The following is a 4,019-nucleotide window of genomic DNA, read 5'->3' as shown; positions in this document are numbered from 1 at the left end:
GCCCCCCTTATTAAGGGGGGAGCCATACTCAAAGTCCCCCTTTTTTAAGGGAAACGGGGGTACTCGGAGTTTGAAGACACGCCCTAGCCCCCCAATTTTTCGGTGCGACCCGTGGCGAATTTAATAATTAGATGCGGAAAGCGCACCGGGAGGGGTAATGATGTCAAAGTACCCCATAATTGGGGGATTTAGGGGGCAAATGCGTAAGCCCTATAAATGTGAAAGCCCTGCTTAACTGAAATTTAATAAAACTTCAGTGATACTTCATCAAAGCTTCACCTACATTGGCCGGATTTGTAGTTAGGATATCTGAGGTCGCAAATATTATCCTAAATATCTGATTGGTAATTTGGGTTGAGATTATAATCAGTCAAACCCTTATTATCGAATGCTTGAGGCTGTTAGCAACTTGTCACAATTAGTAGGTGGATGGCAGCCACCTACTAATACTAATGTGCAGGATGCTAACAGTAATCAATGGGATTTTAGAGGACTGCTGAGACTAGTAGCCATTTCACCAGTGGCTACTGTTACAAACCAACACATTATAAAGGGGCATTTTAGCATGTTTGATATCAAATATGCAAGTTTTAACGATCTCGATAAGTCGTTGAACTTTGGGGAGACTGAGGTACACAAAGTTCTGGGAAGTCACTCCAAAACCTCTAGCACTATTGTCTTTATTGACTCAGGGGTTGATGATTATCAGAGTTTAGTTAATGGTACGGTACCCGAAGCTGAGGTGATTGTCCTGGACTCTACACAGGATGGCGTTGAAGAAATTACCAAGGCTCTGCAAGGACGCACTGATATTACTGCTATCCACATCGTTTCTCACGGTTCACCGGGATGTTTGTATTTAGGGAATAGCCAACTTAGTCTAGATACTTTAAACTATTACGCCCCTCAATTAAAAACTTGGTCAACGACTGATTCACCCACTCCTATTCTCCTCTACGGCTGCAATGTTGCTACGGTCGATGCTGGTACAGAATTTTTGGAACGACTCCACCAAATAACTGGTACTGAGATTGCTGCTTCTGCGAACCGCACGGGTAATGCTGCCTTAGGTGGTGATTGGAATCTAGAATGTTGTACGGCTGAGATTGCTGTAGATTCAGCATTTTTGCCGGAATTGATGCAGGTATATCAAGGAGTTTTTGCCAGTCTAACTGTAGACACTTTGGTAGATGAAAACGATGGCAACCTGAGTCCTGGGGATGTTTCCTTGCGAGAGGCAATTGCTTCTATCAGTGCTGGAGGGACTGTTAACTTTGCTTCTAGTCTTACAGGTGGAACCATCATTCTTACCCAAGGTCAACTAACGATTGACAAAGACCTAACCATCGAGGGTCTGGGAGCAGACAAGTTGACCGTCAGTGGTAATAATGCCTCCCGTGTTTTTCGGATTGACGATGGAAATAGTAGTAACCTCATTAATGTTGAGATTGAAGACTTGACCATTACTGGTGGACGAATTAGTCGCTTTGGTGAAACGGGTGCTGGCATCTTTAACACAGAAAATCTCACATTAAATAGCAGTACTATCAGCAATAATAAAGGTAGGACTGGTGCTGGCATTGCTAACAATGGGATCTTGAAACTATTTGGGAGCACTGTTAGCGGCAACGAAGACCCTAGCTTTGGGTCTACTGGTGGTGTCTTCTCAGGTGGCGGTGGTATCCGCAATTTTTCAAGTGGAAGTCTTGAGATAGATAGCAGCACTATTAACAATAATAAGGCTTCTCGGGGTGGTGGTATTTACAATGGGGGTAGCTTAAAGGTAATTAATAGCACCATTAGTGGCAATGAATCTGCTGATGGAGGCGGCGGTATCATAATGCTTGGATCTAATCCAACAGCAAATGTTAGTTTTAGCACCATCATTAACAATACAGGAAATATAGGAGGTGATAATTTTGGTATTAATGGCGGAGTTTCAGTGCCAATAGGTACCTTTGTAGTTAGTAACAGTATTATTGCTGGAAATAATACTGTTCGATTTTTTAGGAATAACGCTGATGTGAGTGGGAATTTCACTAGTGAAGGTAATAACCTAATTGGCAATCTGCAAGGTAGCACTGGTTTCAATGCCAGCGAGGAGTTAAGTGTATCCGTTGACTCAGTTATCGACACCACTTTGCAAGATAACGGTGGTCCAACTTTCACTCACGCCCTGCTTGATGGCAGCCCAGCCATTGATGCTGCTAATCCTAATGCTGGTGTACTGATCGATCAACGTGGTGTAACTCGTCCTCAAGGTAATGGATTCGACATCGGTGCCTTTGAGGCTATACAAGCAACCCCCAACGACGATAATCTAACCCTCACCCCAAACAACGACACCATCAATCTGTTGACCGGTCAAGATATTGCCAAAGGTCTAGCAGGTGATGATTTTATTGACGGTGGCGGCGGTGATGATAAGTTATTTGGAGAGGCTGGCAATGACACCCTCTTAGGCGGCCAAGGTCAAGATAAACTCTTTGGCGGTAGCGGTAACGACCTCCTCAATGGTGGTCAAGGAGATAACATCCTGACTGGTGGCACTGGAAAAGATATCTTTGTCTTGTCCACTGCAGGCAAGAACACTATTGAGGACTTTGAAGATGGTCAAGATTTGTTGAAATTAGATGGAGATCTAACCTTTGGGTCACTTTCTATCTTTGAACAAAATGGTAATACCTGGATCACAACTGAAAATAATCAACCGTTAGCTACATTGAATGGTGTGAGCGCCAATATGATTACGGTTAACGATGTTATTTTTTAATCTAGCGTAAGCTATCAGCTATCAGCTATCAGCTCATGCGTGGCACAGGCTAGAAGCCTGTGCCACAGTACTTGATCTGCTTATGGGTATAGGATAAGCTACAGCAAACAGCTTTTGAATAAGCGACTGCATCAAGACAATAGGTAAGCAAAAGTTTAATCTGAGTTACGGAATGCTGACCGCTGACAGCTGACCGCTGAATGCTGACATCTCAACCATGATCACACAAACTAGAGATACGCTCTTTCCCAGAATAAACATTAAACCGTTTTCCCCGCAGAAATCCCACTAGAGTAATCCCAAACTCTCTGGCTAGGGTTACCGCCAGACTGCTGGGAGCGGATACAGCGCAAACAATTGGTACCCTAGCCATCAGACATTTCTGTAAAATCTCAAAACTAGAGCGCCCACTGACCATCACAATGCGATCGCTTAAGGGCAGTTGATTAGTTAATAAGGCTGAACCCACCAATTTATCCACAGCATTGTGACGTCCCACATCTTCTTGTAACGAGAGTAACTCTCCTTGGGTATTAAACAACCCAGCAGCATGGATTCCCCCAGTTGTGGAAAACACTGATTGGGCGGAACGCAGCTGTTCCGAGAGGCTGTAAATCACCTCAGTACTGACTTCCAGGCTATCAGACATCACTGGACACCCTCGCAACCGTAGTGCCTCAAGACTGGCTTTTCCACAAATTCCACAGGCGCTAGTGGTAAAAAAGTGACGTTCCAGGGGCTGCAAATCTGGAGTCAGTTCCTCCCTCAGGGCCACATTCACAATGTTATAGCGCTGTTGACCATCTCGATTAGCATCCACACAGTAGCTAATCCGTTGAATATCATCCCGATGCCTTACAACTCCTTCACTGTAGAGGAACCCGGCTGCTAGTTCAAAATCTGCCCCTGGGGTGCGCATAGTCACAGCTACGGTTTTCTGGGGAGAGGTCAGGCGAATTTCCAAGGGTTCCTCTGTTGCCAGTTGATCTAAACGCGATCGCACTTGGCTGTTTTCCAATACCCAGACTTGGGATTTAGTTTTGCTACGGTGCTGATTCATACTTTATACTCAGAGCTTGCACCAAGTTTAAAATTTATCTGTAAAAGCAGGGAACAGCGGATCTGGGAACAGGGAACAGCGGATCTGGGAGTAGGGAGTAGGGAGTAGAACTGGATTACTATTCCCTATTCCTTAACATTAAAAATTTACCTCACCTATTTGATAAATACTATAGATTTAGGTAGT

General features: G+C 44.3%; 2 protein-coding genes. One reads left to right on the top strand and one right to left on the bottom strand.

Annotation, left to right across the window (positions count from 1 at the left end):
- The first annotated feature begins 409 nt into the window (after positions 1-409).
- On the top strand, positions 410-2,773 hold the full coding sequence (locus F6K20_RS27580; protein WP_287296800.1) for a DUF4347 domain-containing protein: 2,364 nt from the start codon (positions 410-412) through the stop codon (positions 2,771-2,773).
- 211 nt (positions 2,774-2,984) lie between these two features.
- Here F6K20_RS27580 and fdhD read toward each other — a convergent pair whose 3' ends face one another.
- Positions 2,985-3,833, bottom strand: a complete 849-nt coding sequence (fdhD, locus tag F6K20_RS27575; RefSeq protein ID WP_287266852.1) for a formate dehydrogenase accessory sulfurtransferase FdhD — start codon at positions 3,831-3,833, stop codon at positions 2,985-2,987.
- Positions 3,834-4,019: the final 186 nt, after the last annotated feature.

The organism is Moorena sp. SIO2C4, from assembly GCF_010672485.1.
Classification (GTDB): Bacteria; Cyanobacteriota; Cyanobacteriia; order Cyanobacteriales; family Coleofasciculaceae; genus Moorena; species Moorena producens.
Note: the sequence above shows the minus strand (reverse complement) of the source record. Positions and strands in the feature narration are given on the sequence as shown.

Bases quoted from the DNA above. Each gene is read 5' to 3' on its own strand.
- fdhD (WP_287266852.1), bottom strand. From the start codon at position 3,833: ATGAATCAGCACCGTAGCAAAACTAAATCCCAAGTCTGGGTATTGGAA.